This window comes from Yersinia canariae (genome assembly GCF_009831415.1).
Taxonomy (GTDB): domain Bacteria; phylum Pseudomonadota; class Gammaproteobacteria; order Enterobacterales; family Enterobacteriaceae; genus Yersinia; species Yersinia canariae.
In genome coordinates, this window is sequence record NZ_CP043727.1 from 3,138,826 (window position 1) to 3,164,876 (window position 26,051).

Sequence of the window (26,051 nt, forward strand, 5' to 3'; positions counted from 1 at the left end):
GGCAGGGGGAACCCTGCCTTTAGACTGCGAAGCTGATATCATAAATACATCAGCTTTTTTATGAATACATCATCCGAAAATTAGGACTGAATCCCCTGACTACGCAGGTAATCTTCATAGTTACCTGTAAAGTCGATCAATTTCTTCGGCGTCATTTCAATCACTCGGGTCGCCAATGAACTGACGAACTCGCGGTCATGGGATACGAAAATTAATGTGCCTTCGTACATTTCCAATGCCATGTTGAGAGATTCGATCGATTCCATATCTAAGTGGTTAGTTGGCTCATCCATTACCAGAATGTTCGGCCGCTGCATCATCAGCTTACCAAATAACATCCGCCCTTTCTCACCACCCGACAGAACCTTAACTTTCTTCTTGATATCATCTTGGCTAAACAGTAAACGGCCCAACACGCTGCGCACAGCTTGCTCGTCGTCTTTTTCTTGTTTCCACTGGCTCATCCAGTCAAATACTGTCAAGTCGATTTCAAAGTCTTGGGCATGATCCTGCGCGTAGTAACCTATCTTACTGTTTTCAGACCATTTTACCGCGCCTGTATCTGCCTCATAGTCTCCGACCAATGTCTTCAGTAAAGTCGATTTACCAATACCATTAGGCCCAAGAATAGCGACTTTTTCACCAACCTCCAGGCGCAGATCCAGGTTCTTAAACAGTGGGCCGTTATCAAAACCTTTGGTCAGCATTTCTACTTCAAGCGCATTACGGAACAACTTTTTATCCTGGTCAAAGCGGATAAACGGGTTCTGACGGCTAGAAGCTTTAACTTCATCAAGCTGGATTTTATCAATCTGGCGAGCACGTGAAGTGGCCTGTTTAGACTTAGAAGCATTGGCACTAAAGCGGCTAACGAAAGATTGGAGTTCAGAGATCTGAGCTTTCTTCTTCGCGTTATCAGATAACAGACGATCGCGAGCTTGGGTCGCCGCTGTCATGTATTCGTCATAGTTACCCGGATAAACACGCAATTCACCGTAATCCAAGTCCGCCATGTGGGTACACACCATGTTGAGGAAATGACGGTCATGGGAAATAATAATCATGGTACTGCTACGTTCATTCAGAACCTGTTCTAACCAACGGATAGTGTCGATATCCAAGTTGTTGGTTGGTTCGTCAAGTAGCAGAATTTCTGGATTTGAGAACAGAGCCTGGGCTAACAATACACGTAACTTCCAACCAGGAGCGATTTCACTCATCAAACCATAGTGTTGTTCGACGGGAATACCGACGCCAAGCAACAATTCACCGGCACGGGCTTCTGCGCTATAACCATCCATTTCACCATAAGCAACTTCTAAATCAGCCACTTTATAGCCGTCTTCTTCGCTCATTTCAGCCATGGCGTAAATGCGGTCGCGCTCTTCTTTTACTTCCCACAGTTCGCCGTGCCCCATGATAACGGTGTCCAGCACTGTGTTGTTTTCAAAGGCGAATTGATCCTGACGCAACTTACCCAGACGCTCATTTGGGTCAAGGAAGACGTTACCGCCACTTGGCACCAGATCGCCACCAAGAATTTTCATGAATGTGGATTTACCACAACCATTAGCGCCGATCAGGCCATAGCGATTACCGCCACCGAATTTTACTGAAATGTTTTCAAACAGCGGCTTGCTGCCGAATTGCATGGTGATATTGTTAGTACTTAGCACAGAGCTCGCTCTCGATTGGATTACTGAATAGGGATATTCAAGAATACTAGAAAATGTGATTCGGCGCGCATTATGCCACAAGATGGCAAGAGTATCGCCTCCAGTTTGCATGAAATCTCAGCAAGGGGTGGAAAAGTTGGTTAAGTTGAGGAGCAAAATCTGAGGTTAGTCAGCAGAACTTATCACGCGCCCCGCAGTTTTGTTCATCTGTAGTTCAAGTTGAGTTTCGTTTTTTATATTTAGTAATGGAATTTCATCCCAGAGTATCATTGCCTCTCACTCATTCCCCAAAGACATCTCTGCAAGTAAAGGGGCTAAATAGCCCCTAATATAAATAAGATACAATCAGAAGAATATTAATATGGTGCTTCATTCAAACATTGTAGCGCACTGTATTTATCTAATAGGAAAGGCCGCAGATAACCCACAGTATTAGACATCGGCAACACTTCTTCGCTGAGATGGATATTCAATATATTGCTGAGATAATCACGTCGTTTTTGTATTCTTTGCCAAACATCAGGATAATGAGTAGCCAGAGATTCACGCAACTGTTGATCGGCTAATGCAATGCAATCCTCCGCACTCACTCCCGCATAACCTTTAACAGAAGGGATAATGTCGATTTGGAATAACATTCCACTACGGATTTTCTCTTCTGACCCCTTATAAATAGGCGAACACAACCATTCTTCATCCGCAACTAAGTGCCCAGGATTTAAAGACCAATGATATTGTGCTTTAGGGAAAACAGTTTCAATTAGCGCATACATCTCTTTACCTGGCATGCCAATACGAATATTTTCTAGCCAAGCTATGACCGTAGCGTAATAAGGAATAGCAACTTTATCGAGATAATCTCTTTCTGCCAAAGGCAACTCATCGGCATGATATACTGCATAACCCGTTCTACTGCTCAAACCACCTTTAAACCCAGTGGTCAATGATACTTTATCGCCAAGTTGGACGGTTTTATCACTCGGATATAAATTAGCTTTTTCAAAGCGTTCGCCTGTTGCAGCAATCATCACAACAGTATTCGGCTGCCCTTCATCTGCCAGACAAGTACCAAGTTGTTTCTCGGTTATACCGATATCTACCGCGGTCAATGCATTAAGAATACAATTAGAGGCCAGATTAGCGCCATATTCATAATGCGCCAATTCATTCGCATTATTAGTCACTCTAGCCGCAATATCGCTGCCAATAAACAGGCTTGTAGCATTAACCACCAAAGTTGATGATGGAACAGATTCTTTTATCGCCGTTAGAATAAAAGCAGGAATATCAAATAATTGACTGTTATCATCTATCTTACTGGTAAATAGCTTCCATCCAACAATCCCAATTTTTTTGGCCCGCCAAATTTCAGTATCGGCCAATAATTCAACCAGTGTTTTACTATTATCCATAGGTTGATTTGGCAGCGAAAAATAGGGAACATGGATTGCTGTATTGCTAACTCGGGCATATTGAGACAATTTTAAATTCTCATTACCCAACAATAAACAGATCTCCCCGGATGCATGTAACACCAGAGCGGCCTCTTCAAATCGGGGAATGAATCCACTGAGATATTCAAAGTTACCGCCATGCTCCTTATCAGCATAAACAAGCAAATAATCTATATTGGCCTGAATCATATTGGCAATAATCTTGGCTTTGCGCGCCGTAATAGTGCTGTCATTTATCGCAACTGTGGCGACAGCATTAAATCTTGGGGGGACATCAATTGGGCTAAGTTTGATATGGCGTTTGGCAATCATCTTTTTCATTACCCCTGATTAGTGAATATAAAGTCACCCGACCCATTACTTTCCTACCCTACAACCATTTAGGATTACGGGTAAACGAGATTGTTAGCCAGCGATGTGGGCCTGATTCACCAATCGCCTGTGATATTTCATCGCGTATTTTGTCAAAATAGGACACACCGCTACTTTCCATTTCTGGCGGTATAACCACATGAATCTCAACAAATAAGCCTCGACCAATACGAGTGGCATAATGTGAATAATCAATAAATTGATATTTCGCCATTAACTTATCCATCAAATTCTCCATGGAGGCATCCAGTGTATCTGGAGTCATTTGTAATACTTCGCGGACGGCTGCAATGACGGTCTTTATCGGAACGGGGATCAATATCAGTGTTAACAGAGCCAGCACGCTAGGGTCCGTGTACACAATCAAATATTCATAACGCGTCCCTTCCATACTCCAGGAAAGTAAAAATGCCACTAATAAGGCTGAACTGATACAAGCCGACATTAACCAGCTTTTGGTATCCAGAGCAATTAACTCGGATTTAACGCGTTTATTCAAATGACGTTGTTTTAGGAAGATAGTAAAACAGAAAATACTCACCACCAGCGCATAAACAATCGCCCACCCCAATTCTAGCTCGCGGCCACCATCAATTATGCCTTTAATAGCATTAACAAAAGCATACAGACAGAGGAAAGCCAGTAAGCTGCCATTAAAAGCTAAGACCAACGGTTCGACATGCCAGAACCCATACTGAAAACGTCGACTATTCGGTTGACCAAGTAACCGGGATACCAATAAAGATAAACTGCACATCCCCGCATCTAAAGCAGAGAACATACCATCAAAAATTATCGACATCGATCCGCATACAATACCGAAAATAATCCCCATGATGGCAATAAATAAAGTACAAAAAATCGAACGTCGTAAAATTTGCTGCTCAAGTTTCGTATCATGCAGCATAGGTGCTACTTGTTCACTGAGTGTCGTCATGATTACAACCTATTTTTTGGTGAACTATTTTTATAGTAACCAACTGTTTTATAACAATCTATTGTTATTTATTCAGCTTGATGTGTAAATCACGATAGAGGCAGTGATAGTAAATCAGAGCTAATAATAGTGTGTCATATTATTCTATTTTTACCAGTAAATAACATTGTAACGCCCGAATGAAGAAATTCGTTAATGTCTTGTTTTTACTTATTTTAAATAAGGTGTTTTTTGCTTTAAGAAGTTTAATCGTGTTTATGACCATTCAAAGAGACAAATCTATCGATTCATTTTCATCTTTATCTTAAGGCCATCCTCCCCCATCGCCTTATACTTTAAATGTAATAACAGATTAGATTAATTTAAATAACATATAGCGATAAGATTAATTATTAATTAACAACAGTCACAGTAAATGAGTAGAAGTTGTTATTCATCAAAAATAGTGTGTTTGCATAACGATATTATGCACCACTTGATACCCGTCCTGGGGGAAATATGGCGACTAAACTTAATATTTTATTAGTACATGGCGCATGGGCTGATGGTTCACAATGGCGATATATTATTCCTGCCCTCCATGCTATGGGACATCGGGTTATTGCTATACAAAATCCATTAACGTCATTGGCAGATGATGTTGAGCGCACGATAAAACTCACAACCGCCTTGTATGGCCCAACACTGTTAGTCGGTCATTCTTACGGTGGGATGGTGATTACCCAAGCTGGTCATCTGCGAAATGTGGTTGGAATGGTTTATCTTGCCGCTTTTGCACCTGATTCCGGAGAAAGCTTGTCCAGCATTTATGCATTGCGCAAACCACCTGTTGGCGCGGCCTATATTCGCCCTGATGATAATGGTTTTTTATGGATCGACACGGATAAATACCATGAAAACCTGTGTCAGGATATTGACGAAACTGAAGCGCTGGTGCTGGCTTTGGTACAGAAACCGCTAGCGGCTCGTGTTTTTACAGATAAATCAGCCCAGCCGGCCTGGCGAGTAAAACCTTGCTGGTATCAGATTTCAACACAAGACAGAATGCTGCCGGTGGAAACACAACGCGAATTTGCCGAGCGAATTCAGGCGCAAAAAGTAATTGAACTGCCCGCTAGCCACGCCGCTCATCTCTCACATCCCCAGCATATTATTGATTTGATTGCAGAGGCTGCGAATGCAGTCAGATAATCTTTAGTTTCTTCTGACGAAACACGTTCAATACCATTGATATAAATAACCAACAACAGTGGGACAGTTGGGTTATTACAGACGAAAAAAATCCGCCCGAAAGCGGATTTTTATCAAATACAGTATTCACCCTAAAGATGAACGCTGACTAACTAAGCAGTTGCTTAGAAAGTGTAACCTACGCCAGCAACCCAAGTACCGACGTCAACGTTACGGATGCGGCTTTGCTCGTAAGAAACGTCAAAGGCAACATTTTGCATTGGGTTGAACTGCAGGCCTGCACCATATGTGAAGCCGTAATCGCTGGTGCTGTTTTTATCGCTAGGTGAAGTTGGGTAGTTCTGGCTGAAACGACCATAACCCACACCGACCAGGCCATAAACGCTAGCCCAATCATTGATACGGTAAGCTGGACCAGCGGTGATTGCGTTGTACTGTGCTTTGTTGTAAACAGACGCGCTGTCACCGAAGCTGCTTTTTTCAGTGTGAGTGAAAGAGGTGATGTAACCCAGTTGAGAATCACTCCACTCGTAACGGTACTTCAGGTTAAAACCTGAAGATTTGTTAGCAACACCTTGGTAATCGCTCTGGGCATAACCACCAGAAACGGTGCTTTGACCTGCAAAGGCTGACCCTGCGGTCACTGCTAATACACAAGCTGCTGCAGCTGAAAGACATGCAATTTTATTCATAACCACCTCGAAAAACGCAAATTTTTAGATGAAACTAAAACACCATGAAATTATAACAAAAAATAGTGTGAAACTCTGCACATCAATGATTGTCTAATCATTTATTTGGTGTAACAAAGGGTTTCAAGAATCTTCTATCTTACTAATACGCTTACGAATTTTAGGTATAATACTCCTTTTTGTGATATCCATCACCAAAACCCATTCCAGACTATTCTTAATTTTAGAGTGCAATAAATCATCATAAATAGTGTTAAAAAACAGCACTCATAGAAAAAATTATTTATTTCATCTTTTTCTTGGTGACTATTATGACCATTGGTAATTTTTAAACACTTCATCGACATTTCATTTACACTGCCAAGGATTGATACCTAATATTTTTCGTTGAGGCTCAACAGGATGTCTTTGTCTCCTTCGTCCAAACATTCACTGCCATTACTTCCAATTTTCTTGCTCGTGATCGCCATGATATCAATTCAAAGTGGCGCGTCGTTGGCGAAAAGCCTATTCCCACTGGTTGGCGCGCAGGGAATAACCTCATTACGACTCGGCATCGGAACGCTGATTCTATTTATTATTTTTAAACCCTGGCGAATGCGGTTTGAAGCAGGCAGCCGGTTACCCTTGCTGATTTATGGGGTTACCTTGGGGGGAATGAATTTCCTTTTTTACCTGTCATTAAAAACAGTGCCATTAGGTATTGCCGTTGCGTTGGAGTTTACCGGCCCGCTGGCAGTCGCCATGCTATCTTCTCGCCGCCCGGTCGATTTTATCTGGGTGGGGTTGGCAGTTTTGGGTCTATGGTTCCTGCTGCCTCTGGGAAATAACATCGGCTCCATTGATTTATTTGGGGCCGCCTGTGCGCTGGGTGCCGGTATTTGCTGGGCGCTGTATATTATTTCAGGACAAAAAGCCGGTGGTGATCATGGCCCTGGTACTGTGGCGATTGGCTCTTTGATTGCAGCGCTGGTTTTTTGTCCGATTGGTGTAGCTTACAATGGCCTTGCGCTGTTCGACCCCGCAATTCTGCCGGTTGCTTTGGCGGTTGCCATTCTATCTACAGCACTGCCCTACTCACTGGAAATGGTCGCACTGACCCGCTTGCCCACTCGTACATTTGGCACATTGATGAGTTTAGAACCCGCATTAGCGGCGATTTCAGGGCTGGTATTCTTAAATGAACATCTGACATTGATTCAATGGTTGGCTTTGGCATCAATTATCAGCGCTTCTATCGGCGCAACGCTGACCATCAAACCTAAACCGCAGATCGACCCAGTGACTTGAAAGGAGCCATATATGGATATTAGAATGGCCAAACCTGATGATTTTGCTGAGATTTGGCCCCTTTTTCAAGCAGTAATCAGCTGCGGTGATACCTATGTATTTACCCCGGACACCTCTGAAAAAGATGCATATGATTACTGGTTTGGTACCGGCGTCCGGTGCTGGGTGGCCCTGCATGAGGGGAGCATTGTCGGTATGTATAAATTAATTGATAACCAGCGCGGCCTTGGTAATCATGTCGCGAATGCATCTTTTATGGTGGAGGGTAAAGTGCGCGGTCAGGGCATTGGCAAAGCGCTCGGGCTTCACTGTATTGAGCAAGCAACAGCTCTCGGTTATCGGGCAATACAATTCAACTTTGTAGTCAGCACAAATACCCTTGCCGTTGCCCTCTGGCAAAAACTAGGATTCGAGATCCTCGCCACACTACCTGGCGCATTTAACCATAGCCAACAGGGTTATGTGGATGCCTATGTCATGTATCGATCACTGGTTCCTCATCAGAGCTGATGACCTCTTTTACTCCCAGAAATACGTCTATCAATTGCATACCAGCCCAGTGATTTAGCGGGCTGGCTTTTTTTATTCACTATTTCTCACTTTTCTTGCATCCAAAACCCCAGGCTGATTCGTATAAGTAGATGTGAGGCAAAGCTTCACCTCAACCCATACAGGCTCTAAATAATTCGATTGCTTGAACGTGGCCAATGCACGTGCAACTTGAAATATGGCGAGCATAAAAGGAATACATTATGAAAACGCTTATTCGTACCGCTCTCTGTGCTTCCTTAGTATTCAGCAGTGTTTCTATGGCCGCCATGATGTCCGACACTGTCATGGTGGGTAGCGCATCAATGCTTCCGAGCAAAAATATTATCGAGAATGCCGTGAACTCCAAAGATCACACCACCCTGGTGGCCGCGGTGAAAGCTGCCGGTTTGGTTGATACGTTACAAGGCCCCGGTCCCTTTACCGTGTTTGCGCCCACCAACGCCGCGTTCGCAAAATTGCCCGCCGGTACGGTTGAAAATTTGGTCAAACCAGAAAATAAAGCCCTGCTCACTCAAATCCTGACCTATCACGTGATCGCCGGGAAATACGACATGAAACAACTGGAAAGTAAAATTAAGGCCGGCGGCGGGACTGCGGAGCTGAAAACTGTTAACGGCCAACCATTATGGATTATGAATAATGGGCCACATAATATTCAGATCAAAGATGGTAAAGGTAACATCGCCAATATCAGTACCTATGATGTACAACAGAAAAATGGTGTGATTGATGTTATCGATACGGTTCTGATGCCTAAATAAAACCCGTCTATACTGGGTGCAGTGTCTCACTGCACTTAGTGGTTTATTTAGGGATTGGCGCAATGAATGAATATTCTCTGGAACAACAGATAGGGCTGATCGACGCCATTGCTCAGGGCGATCAGTCCGCTTTTGAAAAGCTTTACCGTCTGACATCTCCTCGATTATTCGCGCTCGCCTTACGCATGTTACGTAACCATGCGCGGGCAGAAGAAGTGCTGCACGACAGTTTTCTTACTGTCTGGAACCGGGCCAGCAATTACAATGCGCAACTCAGCGCACCACTCACTTGGTTAACCCATATAGTTCGCAATCGGGCTATCGACCTGATGCGCAGTTGTGATAATCGGCTGCAAACATTGGACGATACTGAAACCGATTCTCTGACTGACGATGAGTTGACACCACTGGCACAACTACAGCAAGACAGTGAAGCTAAACAATTAGCCGACTGTCTAATTCACCTGCCTGTTGAACAGCGGCAAAGTATTATGCTGGCTTATTATCAAGGGCTTTCTCATGGGGAAATCTCTGCTCATTTACAGCAACCACTTGGTACGATAAAAAGCTGGATACGTCGTGCACTGGACCATCTAAAGGACTGTGTAGGCTTATGAAAAACAGACGCGAATATGACTCAGCCTTGGCTGCTGAATATGCGCTGGGCACCCTGCGCGGGCTAGCCCGGATGCGGTTTAAGCGCAGAGTCCGCCGTGAGCCACGGCTGGCGGCTGATGTTGCCAGTTGGCAAAGCCTATTTACTCAACTTGATAATCAACTTGCCCCTTTAGAGCCGCCTGAACGTATCTGGAAACGGCTGGAGTTACAGTTACCGCCGCTCAATATTCGCCACATTAAACGAAACCCCTGGTCTTATATCGGCTGGGCTGTTGCCGCATGCCTTGCGGCCATACTGCTTATACCGCGATTATTGGTTGAGCCACCCGCTATCATCCCTGTGGCGGTGTTATCAAATAGCCAGCAGAGTGGTCAATGGGTTGTGAGTCTGGAGAAATCAACTCGCAGTTTAACATTAACACCACTGAATCCTGTCGCGGTCAGTGACACTAATAGCCTTGAATTATGGAGTATTCCTGCCGGCGAAAAGCCCCATTCGCTGGGATTGTTGAATACTCAAGGCCCGACGCAACTGACATTGGCTGAAAACCAATTAACCGCTCATTCATTACTGGCAATCAGCCTGGAGCCTCATGGCGGTTCGCCTACCGGACAACCGACCGGAGCCGTATTATTTAGCGGGCCATTACAAAATCTGTAAGTAATTTTTCTACCGGAGGCCATATATGCAAGACTGGGATCCTGATTTATACCGCCAATTTGAAGCAGAACGTACTCGCCCGGCTCACGACCTGTTGGCGCACATTGATGTTGCCACACCACAGCGCATCAGCGATTTAGGGTGCGGTCCGGGCAACTCGACTCAATTGCTGCACCAGCGTTTTCCCCATGCCCAACTTGTCGGCATTGATAATTCGCGCGCCATGCTGCTGAGCGCACAACAGCGCTTACCTGATTGTGCTTTTCTCGAGGCGGATATCCGCCAATGGCAACCTTCAGAACCGCAAGACCTTATTTATGCCAATGCATCGTTGCAGTGGCTCACTGACCATCAGCAGCTTTTCCCTCATATATTTTCCAAATTGGCTGCTAACGGAATACTGGCCGTCCAGATGCCAGATAATCTGGATGAACCCAGTCATAGAGCCATGCGGGAGGTCGCCGAAAACGGCCCGTGGCAACAGACATTACAAGAGGCTGGAGCGGTGCGGGCTAAAGTGCTCAGCGGTCATCAGTATTATGATTTACTGGCCCCCCATGCTGAGCAAGTTGATATCTGGCGAACCACTTATTATCACCCGATGCCGTCAGCACAGGCGATTGTCGACTGGCTACGCGCGACCGGTTTACGGCCTTTCCTTGAACCGCTGCCAGAATCTATGCGATTGGATTTTCTGCAAGATTATCTGGCCATTATTGATGCAGCCTATCCACAACAAATTGATGGCCGGCGCTTACTCGCATTCCCGCGCTTATTTATTGTTGCCCGAGCGGCTCAATAATCCTTTGAGCATGCCGGTTAAATTAATTGACCGGCATACCGCACTGATATCTCTCAATAAAATAATTTACAGACAAAATTACTTATATTTTAAAATAACAAAAACGCATATAAATCAGAGCAATAGTCATTATCAATTAGACATAACAATAAGAATGATAATATTTTAGTTACGAAACACTAAATTACACTTTAAAACACACTCAGCAATGAGCTATTTAATTGATAGGCATTATCTGCCTGCAAAATTAAATATCTTTGTTATACTTAATGCGGTGAAGAAATTGGTAATCAACTCAATAAAGGGATACCTATTATGAGTACAGCAAAACTGGTAAAAGCAAAATCTTCCGAACTCATTTATACACGTAATGATGTTGATGAACATACAAAGACACTGACGATTAAACTATTAAATGAGATGGTTATTCAGTTTATCGATCTGTCGCTTATCACCAAACAAGCACACTGGAATATGCGCGGTGCTAACTTTATCGCGGTTCATGAAATGCTGGATGGCTTCCGCACTGCCATTAACGATCACCTCGATACCTTTGCAGAACGCGCCGTACAATTAGGGGGGATTGCACTCGGTACTGCGCAACTCGTGACTGATAAAACACCATTGAAAAGCTATCCGACCCATATTCATAGTGTGCAAGAACACTTGAAAGAGTTAGCAGACAGGTATGGCGTGGTAGCAAACTTCGTGCGCAAGGCCATATCAGAAGTCAAAGATGAAGACAGCGCAGATATGTTTACTGCCGCATCACGCGATCTTGATAAATTCCTGTGGTTCCTTGAAGCCAACATTGAATAACCGCGCGTATTGCAGCCAATAGATTTCAATATGCAGAAAGGCAGGAACCCAAAACCGCCAATACAGCTGCAATTTGAAAGATAGTGAGACAGGGCCGGTTTTCCGGCTCTGTTCACGGAGGTTATATGGCAAGTGGATGGGCCGGAGACGGCGCAGTACAAGATCAAATTGACTCAACCCTGGAAGATGCTGTTGAACGCGCGCGTCTTGCACTTGGCAAAGGTGACAGCGAAAAGTATTGTCTGGAATGCGGGCAAGCTATTCCTGACGCGCGGCGAAAGGCGCTGGCCGGTGTTAAATACTGCCTGACTTGCCAAAACGAATTAGATAAACAGCAGTCCAGTCATGCGGGATATAACCGCCGTGGTAGTAAAGATAGCCAACTTAGATAGTTCCCGCCCTCTCGTCTTACTGAACCCTTTTCAAACAAAAATCCGATACAGTTAACAATATTGTTACATGAGTGTTGGTTATCGATTGTTTATTATTGACTCGCGAGTTAATAATAAGTAAATAATTGGCTAGTTGCACCATGATGATATTGATGCACCATTTTAGGGCTTCAATTTGGTGCAATTAGAGCCAGCTAAGTAATGTCTTGCTAATTACTTTGAGAAAAATCTTTATTTTTAAATAACTTGCATTTCTGGCACGATCTTTTCATATTGCACTCTGAAATATAAAAATGGATCTCCATGCCCTGAGCGGTTGGTGTTGTAGCTTGGCCGCAATATCAGCAACAAAGGGTATATCCACAAAAGCACAAAGGAACACCCACTTATGAAGTCACTTGTCAAAGTTTCATTGGCCGCTCTTGCGCTGGCCTTTGCCGTTAGCTCCCACGCCGCAGAAAAAGAACTGATTGTTGCCACAGATACCGCTTTCGTCCCTTTTGAGTTCAAACAAGGGGATAAATATGTGGGTTTCGATATCGACTTATGGGATGCCATCGCAAAAAAACTGGATCTGAAATACACCCTGAAACCGATGGATTTCAGTGGCATCATTCCTGCGTTGCAAACCAAAAACGTTGATCTGGCACTGGCTGGGATCACTATCACCGACGAACGTAAAAAAGCAGTCGATTTCTCTGACGGCTATTACAACAGCGGCTTGCTGGTTATGGTCAAAGCAAATAACAACGACATCAAAGGCGAAGCAGACCTGAAAGGCAAAGTGCTGGCAGTGAAAAGCGGCACCGGCTCTGTCGATTATGCAAAAGCCAACATCAAAACCAAAGACCTGCGCCAATTCCCAAATATCGATAATGCTTATTTGGAGTTAGGTACAGGTAATGCTGACGCGGTGTTGCATGACACCCCCAACATCCTTTACTTCATCAAAACTGCCGGTAATGGCCAATTCAAAGCTGTGGGCGACTCCATCAAAGCTCAGCAGTATGGTGTAGCATTCCCACAAGGCAGTGACCTGCGTGAAAAAGTTAACGCAGCTCTGAAATCCCTGAAAGAAGACGGCACTTACGCTGCAATTTATAAAAAATGGTTCGGCGTAGAACCTAAGTAATTCATTTTTGCCGTTTTAAACCAGGAGAATATCCATGCAGTTTGAATGGAGCGCTATTTGGCCCGCCATCCCAATCCTGCTTGAAGGCGCCAAGTTAACCCTATGGATTTCGGTCCTGGGGTTGCTTGGCGGCCTGATTATTGGGGTTGTAGCAGGTTTTGCCCGCGCCTATGGCGGTTGGCTGAGCAGCAATATCGCATTAGTGTTTATTGAACTTATCCGTGGTACGCCAATTGTGGTACAGGTGATGTTCATCTACTTTGCGTTGCCGATGATGATGCCAGTGCGCATCGATCCCTTCACCGCGGCTGTGGTGACTATCATGATTAACTCAGGGGCGTATATCGCGGAAATCACCCGTGGCGCGGTCCTGTCAATCCATAATGGGTTCCGCGAAGCAGGTCTGGCGTTAGGTTTATCCAAACGCGATACCTTGCGCTACGTGATTGCGCCGCTGGCACTGCGCCGTATGTTGCCACCATTAGGTAACCAATGGATTGTCAGCATCAAAGACACCTCACTGTTTATCGTGATTGGGGTAGCCGAACTGACGCGTCAGGGGCAGGAAATTATTGCCGGTAACTTCCGCGCCATGGAAATATGGAGTGCGGTTGCGGTTATCTACCTGATAATCACCTTGGCTCTGAGCTTCGTTCTGCGCCGGTTAGAAAGAAAACTGAAAATAATATGATTGAATTCAAAAACGTCTCCAAACACTTTGGTAAAACCCAGGTGCTCCACGACATCAATCTGAATATCACCAAGGGAGAAGTGGTGGTTATTATTGGTCCCTCCGGCTCGGGTAAATCGACCTTGCTGCGTTGTATCAATAAGCTGGAAGTCATTACCAGCGGTCAGTTGATTGTTGATGGCCTGGATGTCAATGATCCCAAAGTTGATGAACGCCTGATTCGCCAGGAAGCTGGCATGGTGTTCCAACAGTTTTATCTGTTCCCGCATTTGACTGCGCTGGAAAACGTGGCTTTTGGCCCCATCCGTGTACGAGGAGCTTCTAAGGAAGCGGCCAATAAACTCGCGATGGAGTTATTGACCAAAGTCGGGTTGGAAGAGCGCGCTCATCATTATCCGGCAGAGTTGTCTGGTGGCCAACAGCAGCGTGTGGCGATAGCCCGTGCTCTGGCGGTAAAACCTAAACTGATGCTGTTTGATGAGCCGACGTCTGCGCTGGACCCTGAATTGCGTCATGAAGTCTTGACGGTAATGAAAGATTTGGCCGAAGAAGGCATGACCATGGTCATTGTCACCCACGAAGTGGGCTTTGCTCAAAAAGTGGCATCGCGACTGATCTTCATTGATAAAGGCCGGGTGGCACAAGATGGGGATCCGGATAGTTTGATCTCAAATCCGCCCAGCGAACGTTTACAGGAATTCCTGCAACACGTTTCCTGACAAGCGATTGATATTACACTAAAATAAAAATGGCGGGCATCTTTACTGATACCCGCCATTTTTATATGGATATTTGGTCATATATGGGTTTGCTGATTCTTAACCTGAGAAAATGCCCTCATCAACTTCACCACATCCTGCATCCCAATATTGACCTGATTAATCACTTCACCGGCATCTTGGGTCAGCGTCACCCCGCCCCCCCGCCTGCTCAACACACACCCCCATACCTTTGATGGCCGCCATAACACCATCTTGAATCGTTTTGGTCATGTGTTCGATTTCAGTCGCCGCCTTACGTGAGCTTTCTGCCAATATACGCACCTCACTGGCTACCACAGAAAAACCCTTTCCATGCTCACCAGCATGGGCGGCCTCTATTGAGGCATTGATCGCCAATAAATTAGTTTGCGAAGAGATTTTGCGAATTGCCTCCACAATGGTGCCAATCTCTTTCGAACATCGGCCTAACTCACTGATAACACCCGATGTTTCGCGAGCAACAGACTCCACCTCCTGCATACCACGCACTGCCTGCTGGACAATCTCAGCCCCTTGTGATGCCGACCGGTCAGTGGTTAATGATAAATGATGCACATCGCGGATCAGGTTTTCCTCTTGCTCCTGCTGCAACATCAATTGTGTAATATCCTGAGCAATTTTCACCACTTTCAGCACCTGCCCCTCTTTGTCCATAATCGGGTTGTAGCTCGCTTCCAGCCAAACTCGCTCGCCACGACTGTTCACCCGCTCAAAACGCCCAACAATAAATTCACCACGGGCTAAACGCTGCCAATGCTGGCGATATTCATCGGAGTGGGCAAATTCTGGGGTACATAAAATTTGGTGCGACTTATGTCGAATATCGGCCAGTGAATAACCAATAACATGCAGTAAATTAGTATTAGCATCCAAAATAATGCCTTGCGGTGTGAATGTAATCATTCCCATCGAGCGATTAAGTGCAGCCAATAAACTCTGATGCTCTTGAGATTGTAAAATTCGTTCAGTCACATCACTCGCAATCTTGATAATTTCCACGACATTCCCTTGGCTATCAAGTACTGGCGTATATGTCCCTTGCAACCAAATAATACTGCCATCTTTACAGACGCGTTTAATATTGTCGGTAATCGGTCGCCCTTCATTAAGCAATTGCCAATGACGCCGATATGCATCGCTTTGCACATAATGTGGATCACAAAACAGCTTATGATGCTTCCCGAGGACTTCTTCACGCTGGTATCCCATTGCTTGTAAAAACAGTGTATTAGCATGCTTCACCGTGCCATCCGGCTTGAAAATAATCATGGGGACTGCACTGTCAATCGAGGCCAATTCGGCACGGGGAGAAGTATGAGATGAGCTGAAGTTGAACAACATAAGTCGAGTCCTTATGGTGAAAGATAGAGCTGCAAATAGGTCATGTGGCTATCAACGTTTTTGCACAACAAAACCCAAAAAAGCCTAATAGGATTTTCTTTAAGTTTTATTCTTCACCCTGGACGATGAGGTCTTTAGTTAATAAAAGTAAATACAGAAAAAATCAAAAGAAACCTACACTTGTCGGCTATGGTGCCCAACTAAGAATTATCTTAATTAGCATAGACGAAAGTATTGAGGTTTGCTGCAAGGCAGTAGAAGGGAAATAAGATAGTGTGATTCCAATACCCAAAGTCATTGGAGTTGCAGGTAGGCGGCCAGTAAACAACAAATAGCATTTATGCTAGCCCGTAGGGTGACCCCAGCCCCCTGCAACGTCAAATACGAATGGAATTACCAGCGTTCGGCTTTCCACGCTGCCTGCTGCTCTGGCGTCAGGAACGTCCATGCTACAAACCGGCTCACCTTCTGCCCCTGCGCCATATCAATGGTACGAACTTCAACAGCATTGGCGTAACGCAGTGCGTGATAAATAGCCGGTAATGTTGTCTTTTTAGAAATCAGGGAAGTAAACCAGAAACAGTTTTGTGCTTTCGTTGCACTCTCTGCCACCATGCGGCTCACAAATCCTTCTTCCCCGCCCTCACACCAAAGCTCGCTATTTTTGCCACCAAAGTTTTGCACCGGCTTGGCGTCGACGTCACCTTTACCCAGCTTGTGCAGTTTACGACGAGTGGTTGCCGCCGCCTCTTCTGCTGAGCCGTGGAACGGGGGATTACACAAAGTGGCATCGTAGCGTTCATTCACGGCCAGAATACCGTCGAATATTGCCTGTGGATCTTTTTGCAGCTTAAGTCGAAGAGTATTTTTTAGCGTTGGATTCATGGAAACCACCATCTTCGCTGCGCTAAGTGCTTGCGAATCAATGTCAGTTCCGGTGAAACGCCAGCCGTATTCTCGTTGACCAATAATGGGGTAAATACAGTTCGCGCCAACGCCAATATCCAGCAAAGCAATATTTTTACCTTGTGGAATAACACCATCATTGCAACTGGCCAATAAATCAGCCAAATGGTGCACATAATCAGCACGCCCAGGGATCGGCGGGCATAAAAAGTCAGCCGGAATATCCCAATATTCAATGCCATAAAAATGTTTTAGCAATGCCTTGTTGAGCATTTTTACCGCCACTGGAGAGGCGAAGTCGATAGAAATATCACCATAGGCAGTGAGAGCCAAAAATGGAATTAGCTCCGGGCAACTCGCTGACAGCGCGTCAAAGTCATAACGCGAGCGATGACGGTTGCGCGGGTGCAATCCACTTTTTTCTTTAGGGAATATTTTTTTATTTTCCATCGTACTGACTCTCTGATAGGCATTTTCTGGCGCGTAAGATAGCACAAATTTGTGTTAAACGGGTCAGCAGCATCGGGCAACGTAACCTTACAGCTGCTTTAATTGCTTTAGTGGTCGCCCCCTATTATTGGTTTTTCTCGTAGTATCTGAAAAGGCAGCATGGCGAATTTGATTCAAAAAAACTGAACAATTAACTCAATTCTATCCGGTTTTAAAATTTCAACAAGGGCGTAACATAGCTTCTATCGAAAGGGAACGCCCTTTCAAACTTAAAACCGAATAGGAATACATCATGAAAAACATCAAAAATTTCGTTGCAGTTATCGCTCTGTCTACTTTATCTTTCGGTAGCTTTGCCGCTGAATACGTCAGCAGTCAGGATGCTGCTAAATTGGAACAAGTTGGCGTTATCTCTGTCAGTGGTGTAACTGACCTGAGCAGCTTGAAAGCACAATTGGCAGAAAAAGCCGATGCAGCGGGCGCTAAAGCTTTCACTATCACTTCAGCAACAGGCAATAACTTGATGCACGGTACTGCGGTTATTTATAACTAATTTACCTCTAGCTATCAGATAGTTGTAAGAGAAAAAGCCCATCAGCAAACCTGATGGGCTTTTTTCTGCATGTAAAACAAAGAGTTATACTTTTTATTGAAGCCGCGCGTTTATTGCGTGGGCAAATGTACGGCACATTACCTCATCACCCTGCTGGTTGTCAGCCAGAAGTTCATCCCCATCAATCACCCGCATCGTCACGTTTAAATCAAAGTCTGCCGCCAGCTGTGGCCGCATTGCTGCCAGTTCAATCGTTTTTCTGGCCTCATCCCAGGCCTCTGTAACCGTTTGATTGCAAACTTTGGCCAGATAATCCGGATTAAAACCTTCCCCTGTCAGACTGCGCAATGTTTCATCGTGGCTAACACTGTTGCCTGGCCGCCAATAATGCTCAGCGAGATCGGGGCCGATAGCCGGGTTGTCCGTCAGGTAACCATCGCGTTTGAGGAAGAATGCTCGGGTCTGCTCGACCGCCATCAGTGCCAATAAATAACCTTGATAAGAGCAAGCGGATTCCATGGATAACAAATGCGGAATAGCCAATGTTGGGCGCGGGCTGCCACTGACGCCCAAGATTTTTAACTCAATATCCCGGGCCAATTGGGTCATCGCCTCTGGCGTGCATTGGGCGTCATCCCATTGATAAAGCTGCCATTCAAAATAGGGTACTAATAAGATATGACGCTCATTAAAAGCTCTCATAGGTTGCCGCGCCCGAATACTTTCCTGAATCAATGCATCGGGAACCGATTCACCCTCATTATTTTTAGCATAACGTTTTATCCAATCGGCATCATCAAGCAGGCTATCACAGAACATTGATTGTGTTTCGGCGTAGGCCATTGAGGTTGGAGGGAATTCCTGCGAGAGACACGGCGCATTTTGCACAATATTAGAAAAATGAGCCGCATGCCCCCCTTCATGGAATAAGGTGTTTAGCCCCGATGCCCCACTTCCAACCTGATCTGGCTTGGCCAGGCTGGTGAAATTGATCCGCGCGGGAATCCATTTGCCTTGATCGACAAAGGGCGGTACCGGCCCATGCATAAACCCATTCTCATATTTACCCTTTCGTACCAACAGATCTAAATTCATCTGCGCACCACGAAAACCAATATGCAGCCGTTTAAAGCTTTTGACCCACCGATCAAGTGACTCCGCAAAGGGGAAATAAGGGTCTAATTGGCGAGTGACATCGCCTCCACTGGCAAAGCGAATATTCCATGGCTCTAGTGTTTCAGGCCCTTTCTCCTGCGCTAATTGCTGCAAACTTCGCAAGTTAGCCTCTCGAGTCTGGACTTCGAAACGATCCAAAATGGCAAACAACTGCTCTGGCGTCATCTGCTCCGTTTTATTCACTTTGTAATCAAAGTAATTGCGATAGCCCATTCTCCGCGCGAAACGATTACGTAAACTAATTAGTTCCGGCAAACCATTGTGCAATAGCCATTGTTCCAGCTCACGCAATGCCAGATGCGAACTGTGCCGACATTCCGCATTTTCATTGGTGCCTTGGTTGGTCAATAACTCACCCAAAGAAGCAGGAACTCGCTCACCAGCAGCATTTAAATGTGTCAAGGTAAAGGTCTTGCGGCGCTGATAAAGGGATGATTCAGCAGCAATAATTTCATCGAGTAAAGTTTGCGTTTCGGGGTCTTCAATGGCATTACAATCAAAAAAACGATACCAGCCCTGCAACCCGTGCAGCAGTTCATCGCGTTCCGCCGTAGCGGGTTCATTTTTCATCTGAGCAATCAGGTCACGCAATTCCTTTAAACGATAGCTTTGTGCAATAAAACGCTTATAAATTGTCTCGGCAGCAGAGAATTGCTGTGCAATATCCTCTCCGCCAAGCCCCATATAGTTCAGCCAGAAAAGATCTTCTTTAGCCTGATGGACTGCCAGGTAATCCTTATTCAGAGCAGTAAAGTAGTTCAAAGCCTGTTGCATAGCGTTCCTTTTCAGCAGGTTGGGAAAGCAAAAGAGGTTACTCAGTCCGACGTGATCAAGAGGGCTAAATGACCGAATGTCAGAGTGGTTTGATTGTTTTTATTTGTTGGCATGCCTGTTCGATAGTATCAGCCTGCCCGACCGCGACCAAACAGCATGCTAGCTGTTTTTGGATAGAATCAGGGATAGGTAAAACCCCCGCTAAACAATCTTCAATCCAACGGGTGGTGATGGCGGCATCTTTCGATAAGGGTAATTGCAGCTCCGTTGGCTCTGGCTGGCGATCCAACAAAATTTGCTGCTCGCCTTCATTGATGTAATGAATTGGTGGACAACGTAATGGATTAGCATAGACCTCCCCTTCGGTCCCTTGCTGTAACAGGGCTGGCGCACTGATTGCTTGGAAGAAACCACCGACCTTTTGCATGTATTCCGGATGAGAAACACTGGCAAGGCGCAGCGCTTTATCGTGGATAAACGGCGTTGCCAGTTTTGCCAACGTGTGGCTGCTGTTTCTCACCCCCATACGCCAGCGTTGCTGTAATTGCGCGTCTAATTGCGCAGACAGTGCTGAAACAGGAATAAACACTGGCAGCCCATTATCCAGGCGCTGTTGAGCCTCTGTCGCATTGCCCGACCAAGGAATATTCAGTTGCTGAAAAATCTCGGCACTGGTCACCCGGCTACTGTCTTCTATCACACCGTGTACCACCACTGGCAGCCCAAGGCGGGACAGCAATAATGCCAATAGTGGAGTGAGATTGGCTTGTTTCCGAGCGCCATTGTAGCTTGGAATCACAATCGGCAGTGGCCGGCCTTGCGGTGCGCGCAGTGACATCACCTGTTCTTGCATCGCCTGATAGAAACCCAGAATTTCCTGTTCGGATTCACCTTTGATGCGAAATGCGATCAGAATGCCCCCCAGCTCCAGCGCCGGGACTTGTCCCGCCAACATGGCTTTATACAGTTCATAGGCCGTCGCCTGATCCAAATCACGGGCATGATTTTTACCGCGCCCAATCTCTTTGATAATTTTGCTGTAATCCATGGTGCGGTATTTCTCCTATCAATATTTCGTAAATACAAATCAGGTTCAATATTGCTGAAACTTTATCACTGATATGGACATGCCCGAAATAGTTACCGAGGATAATGCGGAGTAAAAGCCCAAACCGCAGCACATCATCCACTAGCAAGGCAATCCCATGTTTGGTCAGTGTTGCGGATATCAGTATTGCCAGTGTTCGCAGTGAGTAGCGGGGAGGTCACTGTTTTTAATAGTGTTTGGAATATCAACGCGGGTGGGTAGGATTACTGACCCTCAGTTGGCGGGGAAAACAGGTCACGGCTGAAAGTGAAACACAGCAATGACCTGCATATGCCTCTAGGGATTGTTCAGCTCTTCCGGCGGGCTGAACAGCACACGATAGATAGCGCCCCCCAGCGCGCCGCCGACCAAAGGCGCGACCCAAAACACCCATAATTGCTGTAATGCAATTCCGCCAGCAAAAATCGCCACCCCAGTGCTACGGGCTGGGTTTACTGAGGTGTTATCCACAGGAATGCAGACTAAATGAATCAGTGTAAGGCACAGGCCAATCGCCAGGGGAGCGGCAACTGCCGGGGAGCGTTTATCCGTCGCCCCCATAATCACCATTACAAACCCCATGGTTAAAATCACCTCTGCGACCAATACCGATTGTAAGTTATAGCCCCCCGGTGAGCGAACGCCAAAGCCGTTACTGGCGAACCCGGCACTGACATCAAAACCGGCCTTGCCACTGGCGATTAAATACAAAACTGCGGCGCCTGCTAATCCCCCGAGTACTTGCGCACAAATATAGGGAATCAATTGCGCACCAGAGAAACGGCCACCGACCCATAATCCGAGTGATACCGCAGGATTAAAATGCGCACCAGAGACATGCCCTAATGCATAGGCCATCGTGACCACCGTTAGCCCGAATGCCAGTGCTACGCCGAGAAATCCAATACCGACCACCGGGAACATTGCCGCCAATACTGCGCTGCCACACCCGCCTAACACCAGCCAGAAAGTGCCAATAAACTCTGCCATTAGCTGTTTCATTCTGATCGACCTCTGCCCGCTAAACATCTTGATAGCAGTTAGCGTTGTCGCTAACCAATAACTAGCAATTTACACCGGAGGTACTGCTAAGCTTGACGTGTTAGTGTCTGCTCACCAGCGGCTGATATAAGCTTAGTCACTGGATTAATGCATATCGGGAAAGATTTCAGATCAAATGATTTTTTTGAGAAATTACTTAATGAAGGGAAAGATATTTTGCAGTGATATTTAGGCTAGAGTGGGCGCAATCCAAATGAGGCGGGCAGTATCACTCGAAACTATCATTCATTCGAGCCGCACTGATGACCGAACCCGCTCACCAAACCATCCTTATAAAGCGGCCCGTTTTTTCCGGACACGTTTTCCAGCCACTTTAGTTGCCCCTTTCACCGCTGGCGCGGCAACACTTTTGCCTTCTGGCATATCTGGCTGCTCAATGGGGAAAACCGGTAACGCCGCCAACAATCGTGAACCATAGCCCTTGGTTATTAAACGCCGGTCATAAATAACAATTTCTCCGCGGCATTGGTTACTGCGAATCAAACGCCCAACCTGCTGAATCAGATTGAATGAGGCGCTTGGCAAACTTTGCACTTCAAACGGATAGCGATTCAATGACTTTAGCCACTCACCTTCCGTCAAAATCACCGGGCTGTCGATAGGAGGAAATGAAATTTTGTGAATATGAACCTGAGTCAACAATTCACCTTTCAAATCCAACCCTTCGGCAAAGGACTGCAAACCAATCAATACACTGGCAATCCCCTTATTCACCCGCCTACGGTGCTCTTCTACCAGCCGATAGCGCGGTTGATCCCCCTGAACTAACAGCATTAACCGCAGATCAGTGACATGGCTAAGGAAAGTTTGCATTGCCCGATGGCTGCTAAAGAGGATCAACATGCCCTTATGCCGCCCACTGGCTTGCTGCGCGCGGAAGAAATGCGCCATTTCAGCTAAATGTTCCGCTTCATGGGCCATAGTTGGCTCAAAACGCATTTTGGGAATGATCAGTTTCCCTTGCTCAATATGATTAAACGGCGATGACAAAGTTTCAAACCTATCGCCCGCCTTCTCACTCAACCCACTGAGTTCCTGCAAGCGGGCAAAACTATTCAATGAACGCAAGGTGGCCGAAGTGACAATCACATGGGGCACTTTGCGCCACAACATTTTGTTTAGCTGGTCACTGACACGAATTCCCACACAGTGGAAGTAAAGATGAGTTTGATTCTCGCGATAATCCCGAGCAATCCACTTGGAAATAGGCGCATTCGATGCTTTTTCCATTGCAGCCAAGCGCCAAAGCTTGCTCATGGCCTCGAGATAACCCAATGTTCGGCTCATTTGTAAAATGGCGCGATGCAACCGCACAATATCGTGCTTACCAGTTTGCTCACTCAAATCATTGAGAACAAACTCAGCCAAACCACGCAAAGCATCTGTCAATTTGAATAACTTAGCGCAATCTTCTGTCAAACCGCCCGGCAGCTCACCCATTTCAAAACGATATACCGCGGGGCTACCGTCGGCAGGAAGAAGCTGACTGACTTGCTGTTCAACACTCAGCATCAGCTCCCGCAATTGTTCGCAATGATCTTTCAAGCGCTCAGGGTTAGCCAGGCCTGGCGGGTTTTTCGGCCGATATTGCACCATGCATTGGTCGACCAACCGAACAATCATATCCAACTGCATATTGGCAAAAACGGCGGTGATTTCGCCCTCAATTTCTAAAGCATCTCGAGCAACATCGGGCAGATGATGGCCTTCATCCAATACCAGCAGCAGTTCTTTGGGGTTGGGCAACACGGATTCAGTTTCCAACGCCGCCATAACTAATGCATGGTTCGCGACCACCACATCTGCACTTTCAATCTCTTTGCGGGCAATAAAAAATGGGCATTCACGGAAATAATGGCAATTGCGCCCAAGACAGTTGACCTTATCGGTACTTAATTTGGCCCACAAACTGTCACTGAGTGATAACTGATGATGATCACGCAGCCCGTCCCAAACATGGCTGTTGAGTGACTTGGACAGCGCCAGACACGTGGCCTGTTCCTCACCATTGGCGGGTGCCAGTTCGTCACCAAGAAAAAGCGATAAATCCCCTTGCCCGGACACATCAGTGCACATCGCCGCCAGATTACGCGGACACACATACCGCCCGCGCCCAAAGGCACCGGTGAACTTGAGATCAGGAATAATTTTCTTCAGCAGCGGCAAGTCTTTACTGTAAATCTGATCCTGCAATGCCACGTTTGCCGTGCTGACCACCAGCGGCTTGCTCTCTGCCCGACTAACCGCGATGCCGGGGATCAGATAAGACAGGGTTTTACCAACACCGGTCGGCGCTTCAATAGCCAAATGACGGCCAGCATCACCGGCCAGCGTTTTTGCCACTTCAGCTATCATCTGGCGCTGTGGCGCACGAGAAATAAAGTCTGGGATCTGCTGCGAAAGAGCCTTATACCACTGACTAATTTGTTCTTTTACTGCTGGGGACAACGCCATGCATATCTTATCTAAACTGAATGTTGCCCTATTGTCCCACACCATCGCGCTCACGTCAGCCCGAAAGCACCGCAGCCAATAGCTGAAGTGTCAGTTTATCGCAAACGAAAACAAACAACATTTACGAAAAATCGCAGTTATTTATGTTTTGTCATAAATACATCACACAGATGCGGTAAAAATTCTGCGCTGGATGAATTCAGACAGATATTGGATACAGCAAAAAATTCTACTACTCGCGTCTTTTTAAATAAGAGAAACAGGGCAAAAATATGAAACGTAATATTCTGGCAATCCTGGTACCAGCTTTATTAGTTGCCACTACGTCACACGCAGCAGAAATCTATAATAAAGACGGTAACAAGCTTGATTTATACGGAAAAGTAAAAGCTCTGCATTACTTCTCCGATAATAATAAAAGTGATGGCGATAAATCTTACGTCCGATTTGGTTTTAAAGGTGCGACTCAAATCACCGACCAACTGACTGGTTACGGCCAATGGGAATATAACATTGCAGCTAACTACGCTGAAAGCCAAGAAACAAAAGACAATAAAACACGTTTAGCATTTGCGGGTTTGCGTTACGGGAAATTAGGCTCAATAGATTATGGTCGTAACTACGGCATATTATATGATATCGCCGCCTGGACCGATATGTTGCCGGAATTCGGTAATGACAGCTATACCAGAACCGATAACTTTATGACTGGCCGTACAACAGGCGTTGCGACTTACCGCAACACAGATTTCTTCGGTTTAGTTGATGGTCTGAAATTCTCTCTGCAATATCAAGGTAAAAACGGCAACGAATCTGACAATGCTAATGGCCGTGCAGATGCTACCAAACAAAATGGCGACGGCTTCGGCTTGTCTTCCAGCTATGCCATTGGTGCGGGTGTCAGTGTAGGTGCAGCTTACGCTTCATCTAACCGTACTACAGCGCAGAAAGAAGGCCGATTTGGTAAAGGCGATAAAGCTGATGCCTGGACAACCGGTCTGAAATATGATGACAACGGTGTTTACTTAGGTGCAACTTACGCGGAAACCCGTAATATGACGCCTATATCTGGCACTGCGGTTATTAATAATGTGTCAACCAGCGTCAGTGGTTTTGCTAGCAAAACTCAAAACGTTGAATTAGTCGCGCAATATCAATTTGATTTCGGTTTGAAACCTTCTTTGGCTTATATTCAATCTAAAGGGAAAGATATTGAAGGTATTGGTGATGCTGACCTGGTTAAATATATTGACATCGGCACTTACTACTATTTCAATAAAAACATGTCCACTTACGTTGATTATAAAATAAACCGCCTGAGTGATGATAACAAACTGAAACTGAATACAGATAACGTGTTGGCTGTCGGCTTGGTTTATCAGTTCTAATTTTATTTATACTCATTATACTTCAAGCCGCATATGTTTTGACCGCCTTTATGTAACTC

23 protein-coding genes and 1 pseudogene are annotated in these 26,051 nt (G+C 45.8%); 14 read left to right on the forward strand and 10 right to left on the reverse strand.

What is annotated here, in order from left to right; all coding sequences use genetic code 11:
* Positions 1 to 80: 80 nt before the first annotated feature.
* From F0T03_RS14525 to F0T03_RS14535, 3 genes are all read right to left on the reverse strand, one after another.
* Positions 81 to 1,676, reverse strand: coding sequence for an ABC-F family ATPase (locus tag F0T03_RS14525; RefSeq protein WP_159679141.1), 1,596 nt, complete (start codon positions 1,674 to 1,676; stop codon positions 81 to 83).
* A 356-nt stretch (positions 1,677 to 2,032) separates the two neighbouring features.
* A complete protein-coding gene (locus F0T03_RS14530; RefSeq protein ID WP_208787083.1) occupies positions 2,033 to 3,451 on the reverse strand; it encodes a M24 family metallopeptidase in 1,419 nt (472 codons plus the stop codon).
* Between the two features lie 49 nt (positions 3,452 to 3,500).
* The gene (locus F0T03_RS14535) at positions 3,501 to 4,439 is read right to left on the reverse strand and encodes a cation diffusion facilitator family transporter (protein WP_159679143.1); all 939 of its coding nucleotides are present in this window, start codon (positions 4,437 to 4,439) and stop codon (positions 3,501 to 3,503) included.
* A 498-nt stretch (positions 4,440 to 4,937) separates the two neighbouring features.
* Here F0T03_RS14535 and F0T03_RS14540 point away from each other — a divergent pair, with 498 nt between their 5' ends.
* Positions 4,938 to 5,630 carry an alpha/beta fold hydrolase gene (locus F0T03_RS14540; RefSeq protein WP_159679145.1) on the forward strand — a complete coding sequence of 231 codons (693 nt, stop codon included), beginning with the start codon at positions 4,938 to 4,940 and terminating at the stop codon, positions 5,628 to 5,630.
* Between the two features lie 164 nt (positions 5,631 to 5,794).
* On the opposite strand, the gene ompX is transcribed toward F0T03_RS14540, so the two are convergent.
* Positions 5,795 to 6,322 carry an outer membrane protein OmpX gene (gene ompX, locus F0T03_RS14545; protein ID WP_159679147.1) on the reverse strand — a complete coding sequence of 176 codons (528 nt, stop codon included), beginning with the start codon at positions 6,320 to 6,322 and terminating at the stop codon, positions 5,795 to 5,797.
* Between the two features lie 402 nt (positions 6,323 to 6,724).
* Between ompX and rhtA the strand changes: the two genes are divergently transcribed.
* The 11 genes from rhtA (at position 6,725) to glnQ (ending at position 14,759) form a co-directional block, all read left to right on the forward strand.
* A complete protein-coding gene (gene rhtA, locus F0T03_RS14550; RefSeq protein ID WP_159679149.1) occupies positions 6,725 to 7,612 on the forward strand; it encodes a threonine/homoserine exporter RhtA in 888 nt (295 codons plus the stop codon).
* A 12-nt stretch (positions 7,613 to 7,624) separates the two neighbouring features.
* On the forward strand, positions 7,625 to 8,122 hold the full coding sequence (locus F0T03_RS14555; protein ID WP_159679151.1) for a GNAT family N-acetyltransferase: 498 nt from the start codon (positions 7,625 to 7,627) through the stop codon (positions 8,120 to 8,122).
* Positions 8,123 to 8,364: 242 nt separating this feature from the next.
* Positions 8,365 to 8,925 (forward strand): fasciclin domain-containing protein, encoded by a 561-nt coding sequence (locus F0T03_RS14560; RefSeq protein ID WP_159679153.1) that lies wholly within the window; start codon positions 8,365 to 8,367, stop codon positions 8,923 to 8,925.
* 62 nt (positions 8,926 to 8,987) lie between these two features.
* Positions 8,988 to 9,542 carry a sigma-70 family RNA polymerase sigma factor gene (locus F0T03_RS14565; protein WP_145554958.1) on the forward strand — a complete coding sequence of 185 codons (555 nt, stop codon included), beginning with the start codon at positions 8,988 to 8,990 and terminating at the stop codon, positions 9,540 to 9,542.
* Positions 9,539 to 10,204, forward strand: coding sequence for an anti-sigma factor (locus F0T03_RS14570; protein WP_159679155.1), 666 nt, complete (start codon positions 9,539 to 9,541; stop codon positions 10,202 to 10,204). The genes F0T03_RS14565 and F0T03_RS14570 overlap by 4 nt, the downstream gene beginning before the upstream one ends.
* Before the next feature lie 25 nt (positions 10,205 to 10,229).
* A complete protein-coding gene (tam, locus tag F0T03_RS14575) occupies positions 10,230 to 11,006 on the forward strand; it encodes a trans-aconitate 2-methyltransferase (protein ID WP_159679157.1) in 777 nt (258 codons plus the stop codon).
* A gap of 315 nt (positions 11,007 to 11,321) precedes the next feature.
* Positions 11,322 to 11,825, forward strand: coding sequence for a DNA starvation/stationary phase protection protein Dps (gene dps, locus F0T03_RS14580; RefSeq protein ID WP_145554961.1), 504 nt, complete (start codon positions 11,322 to 11,324; stop codon positions 11,823 to 11,825).
* Between the two features lie 125 nt (positions 11,826 to 11,950).
* Positions 11,951 to 12,217 (forward strand): DksA/TraR family C4-type zinc finger protein, encoded by a 267-nt coding sequence (locus F0T03_RS14585; protein WP_159679159.1) that lies wholly within the window; start codon positions 11,951 to 11,953, stop codon positions 12,215 to 12,217.
* A 388-nt stretch (positions 12,218 to 12,605) separates the two neighbouring features.
* Positions 12,606 to 13,349 carry a glutamine ABC transporter substrate-binding protein GlnH gene (glnH, locus tag F0T03_RS14590; RefSeq protein ID WP_025377729.1) on the forward strand — a complete coding sequence of 248 codons (744 nt, stop codon included), beginning with the start codon at positions 12,606 to 12,608 and terminating at the stop codon, positions 13,347 to 13,349.
* Between the two features lie 34 nt (positions 13,350 to 13,383).
* The gene (gene glnP, locus F0T03_RS14595; protein ID WP_145554963.1) at positions 13,384 to 14,040 is read left to right on the forward strand and encodes a glutamine ABC transporter permease GlnP; all 657 of its coding nucleotides are present in this window, start codon (positions 13,384 to 13,386) and stop codon (positions 14,038 to 14,040) included.
* On the forward strand, positions 14,037 to 14,759 hold the full coding sequence (gene glnQ / locus F0T03_RS14600; RefSeq protein ID WP_005168188.1) for a glutamine ABC transporter ATP-binding protein GlnQ: 723 nt from the start codon (positions 14,037 to 14,039) through the stop codon (positions 14,757 to 14,759). The genes glnP and glnQ overlap by 4 nt, the downstream gene beginning before the upstream one ends.
* A gap of 77 nt (positions 14,760 to 14,836) precedes the next feature.
* On the opposite strand, the pseudogene F0T03_RS14605 reads toward glnQ, so the two are convergent.
* Both F0T03_RS14605 and rlmF read right to left on the reverse strand, forming a co-directional pair.
* Positions 14,837 to 16,142, reverse strand: a pseudogene (locus F0T03_RS14605) (methyl-accepting chemotaxis protein).
* 393 nt (positions 16,143 to 16,535) lie between these two features.
* Positions 16,536 to 17,498 carry a 23S rRNA (adenine(1618)-N(6))-methyltransferase RlmF gene (gene rlmF / locus F0T03_RS14610; RefSeq protein ID WP_167515579.1) on the reverse strand — a complete coding sequence of 321 codons (963 nt, stop codon included), beginning with the start codon at positions 17,496 to 17,498 and terminating at the stop codon, positions 16,536 to 16,538.
* A 292-nt stretch (positions 17,499 to 17,790) separates the two neighbouring features.
* Between rlmF and bhsA the strand changes: the two genes are divergently transcribed.
* Entirely contained in the window at positions 17,791 to 18,051 is a 261-nt protein-coding gene (gene bhsA / locus F0T03_RS14615; protein ID WP_011816765.1) for a multiple stress resistance protein BhsA, read from the forward strand.
* Between the two features lie 93 nt (positions 18,052 to 18,144).
* Here bhsA and F0T03_RS14620 read toward each other — a convergent pair whose 3' ends face one another.
* The 4 genes from F0T03_RS14620 to dinG form a co-directional block, all read right to left on the reverse strand.
* Positions 18,145 to 20,001, reverse strand: coding sequence for a M3 family metallopeptidase (locus F0T03_RS14620; protein WP_159679163.1), 1,857 nt, complete (start codon positions 19,999 to 20,001; stop codon positions 18,145 to 18,147).
* Between the two features lie 79 nt (positions 20,002 to 20,080).
* Positions 20,081 to 21,049 carry a DNA-binding protein YbiB gene (ybiB, locus tag F0T03_RS14625; RefSeq protein ID WP_159679165.1) on the reverse strand — a complete coding sequence of 323 codons (969 nt, stop codon included), beginning with the start codon at positions 21,047 to 21,049 and terminating at the stop codon, positions 20,081 to 20,083.
* 336 nt (positions 21,050 to 21,385) lie between these two features.
* Positions 21,386 to 22,090, reverse strand: coding sequence for an aquaporin Z (gene aqpZ, locus F0T03_RS14630; protein WP_145554967.1), 705 nt, complete (start codon positions 22,088 to 22,090; stop codon positions 21,386 to 21,388).
* A gap of 330 nt (positions 22,091 to 22,420) precedes the next feature.
* Positions 22,421 to 24,604, reverse strand: coding sequence for an ATP-dependent DNA helicase DinG (gene dinG / locus F0T03_RS14635; protein WP_159679167.1), 2,184 nt, complete (start codon positions 24,602 to 24,604; stop codon positions 22,421 to 22,423).
* Positions 24,605 to 24,876: 272 nt separating this feature from the next.
* On the opposite strand from dinG, the gene ompF2 reads away from it, so the two are divergent.
* Positions 24,877 to 25,992 carry a porin OmpF2 gene (ompF2, locus tag F0T03_RS14640; RefSeq protein WP_159679169.1) on the forward strand — a complete coding sequence of 372 codons (1,116 nt, stop codon included), beginning with the start codon at positions 24,877 to 24,879 and terminating at the stop codon, positions 25,990 to 25,992.
* Positions 25,993 to 26,051: the final 59 nt, after the last annotated feature.

Bases quoted from the DNA above. Each gene is read 5' to 3' on its own strand.
- F0T03_RS14530 (WP_208787083.1), bottom strand. From the start codon at position 3,451: ATGAAAAAGATGATTGCCAAACGCCATATCAAACTTAGCCCAATTGAT.
- F0T03_RS14535 (WP_159679143.1), bottom strand. From the start codon at position 4,439: ATGACGACACTCAGTGAACAAGTAGCACCTATGCTGCATGATACGAAA.
- F0T03_RS14540 (WP_159679145.1), top strand. From the start codon at position 4,938: ATGGCGACTAAACTTAATATTTTATTAGTACATGGCGCATGGGCTGAT.
- ompX (WP_159679147.1), bottom strand. From the start codon at position 6,322: ATGAATAAAATTGCATGTCTTTCAGCTGCAGCAGCTTGTGTATTAGCA.
- rhtA (WP_159679149.1), top strand. From the start codon at position 6,725: ATGTCTTTGTCTCCTTCGTCCAAACATTCACTGCCATTACTTCCAATT.
- F0T03_RS14555 (WP_159679151.1), top strand. From the start codon at position 7,625: ATGGATATTAGAATGGCCAAACCTGATGATTTTGCTGAGATTTGGCCC.
- F0T03_RS14560 (WP_159679153.1), top strand. From the start codon at position 8,365: ATGAAAACGCTTATTCGTACCGCTCTCTGTGCTTCCTTAGTATTCAGC.
- F0T03_RS14565 (WP_145554958.1), top strand. From the start codon at position 8,988: ATGAATGAATATTCTCTGGAACAACAGATAGGGCTGATCGACGCCATT.
- F0T03_RS14570 (WP_159679155.1), top strand. From the start codon at position 9,539: ATGAAAAACAGACGCGAATATGACTCAGCCTTGGCTGCTGAATATGCG.
- tam (WP_159679157.1), top strand. From the start codon at position 10,230: ATGCAAGACTGGGATCCTGATTTATACCGCCAATTTGAAGCAGAACGT.
- dps (WP_145554961.1), top strand. From the start codon at position 11,322: ATGAGTACAGCAAAACTGGTAAAAGCAAAATCTTCCGAACTCATTTAT.
- F0T03_RS14585 (WP_159679159.1), top strand. From the start codon at position 11,951: ATGGCAAGTGGATGGGCCGGAGACGGCGCAGTACAAGATCAAATTGAC.
- glnH (WP_025377729.1), top strand. From the start codon at position 12,606: ATGAAGTCACTTGTCAAAGTTTCATTGGCCGCTCTTGCGCTGGCCTTT.
- glnP (WP_145554963.1), top strand. From the start codon at position 13,384: ATGCAGTTTGAATGGAGCGCTATTTGGCCCGCCATCCCAATCCTGCTT.
- glnQ (WP_005168188.1), top strand. From the start codon at position 14,037: ATGATTGAATTCAAAAACGTCTCCAAACACTTTGGTAAAACCCAGGTG.
- rlmF (WP_167515579.1), bottom strand. From the start codon at position 17,498: ATGGAAAATAAAAAAATATTCCCTAAAGAAAAAAGTGGATTGCACCCG.
- bhsA (WP_011816765.1), top strand. From the start codon at position 17,791: ATGAAAAACATCAAAAATTTCGTTGCAGTTATCGCTCTGTCTACTTTA.
- F0T03_RS14620 (WP_159679163.1), bottom strand. From the start codon at position 20,001: ATGCAACAGGCTTTGAACTACTTTACTGCTCTGAATAAGGATTACCTG.
- ybiB (WP_159679165.1), bottom strand. From the start codon at position 21,049: ATGGATTACAGCAAAATTATCAAAGAGATTGGGCGCGGTAAAAATCAT.
- aqpZ (WP_145554967.1), bottom strand. From the start codon at position 22,090: ATGAAACAGCTAATGGCAGAGTTTATTGGCACTTTCTGGCTGGTGTTA.
- dinG (WP_159679167.1), bottom strand. From the start codon at position 24,604: ATGGCGTTGTCCCCAGCAGTAAAAGAACAAATTAGTCAGTGGTATAAG.
- ompF2 (WP_159679169.1), top strand. From the start codon at position 24,877: ATGAAACGTAATATTCTGGCAATCCTGGTACCAGCTTTATTAGTTGCC.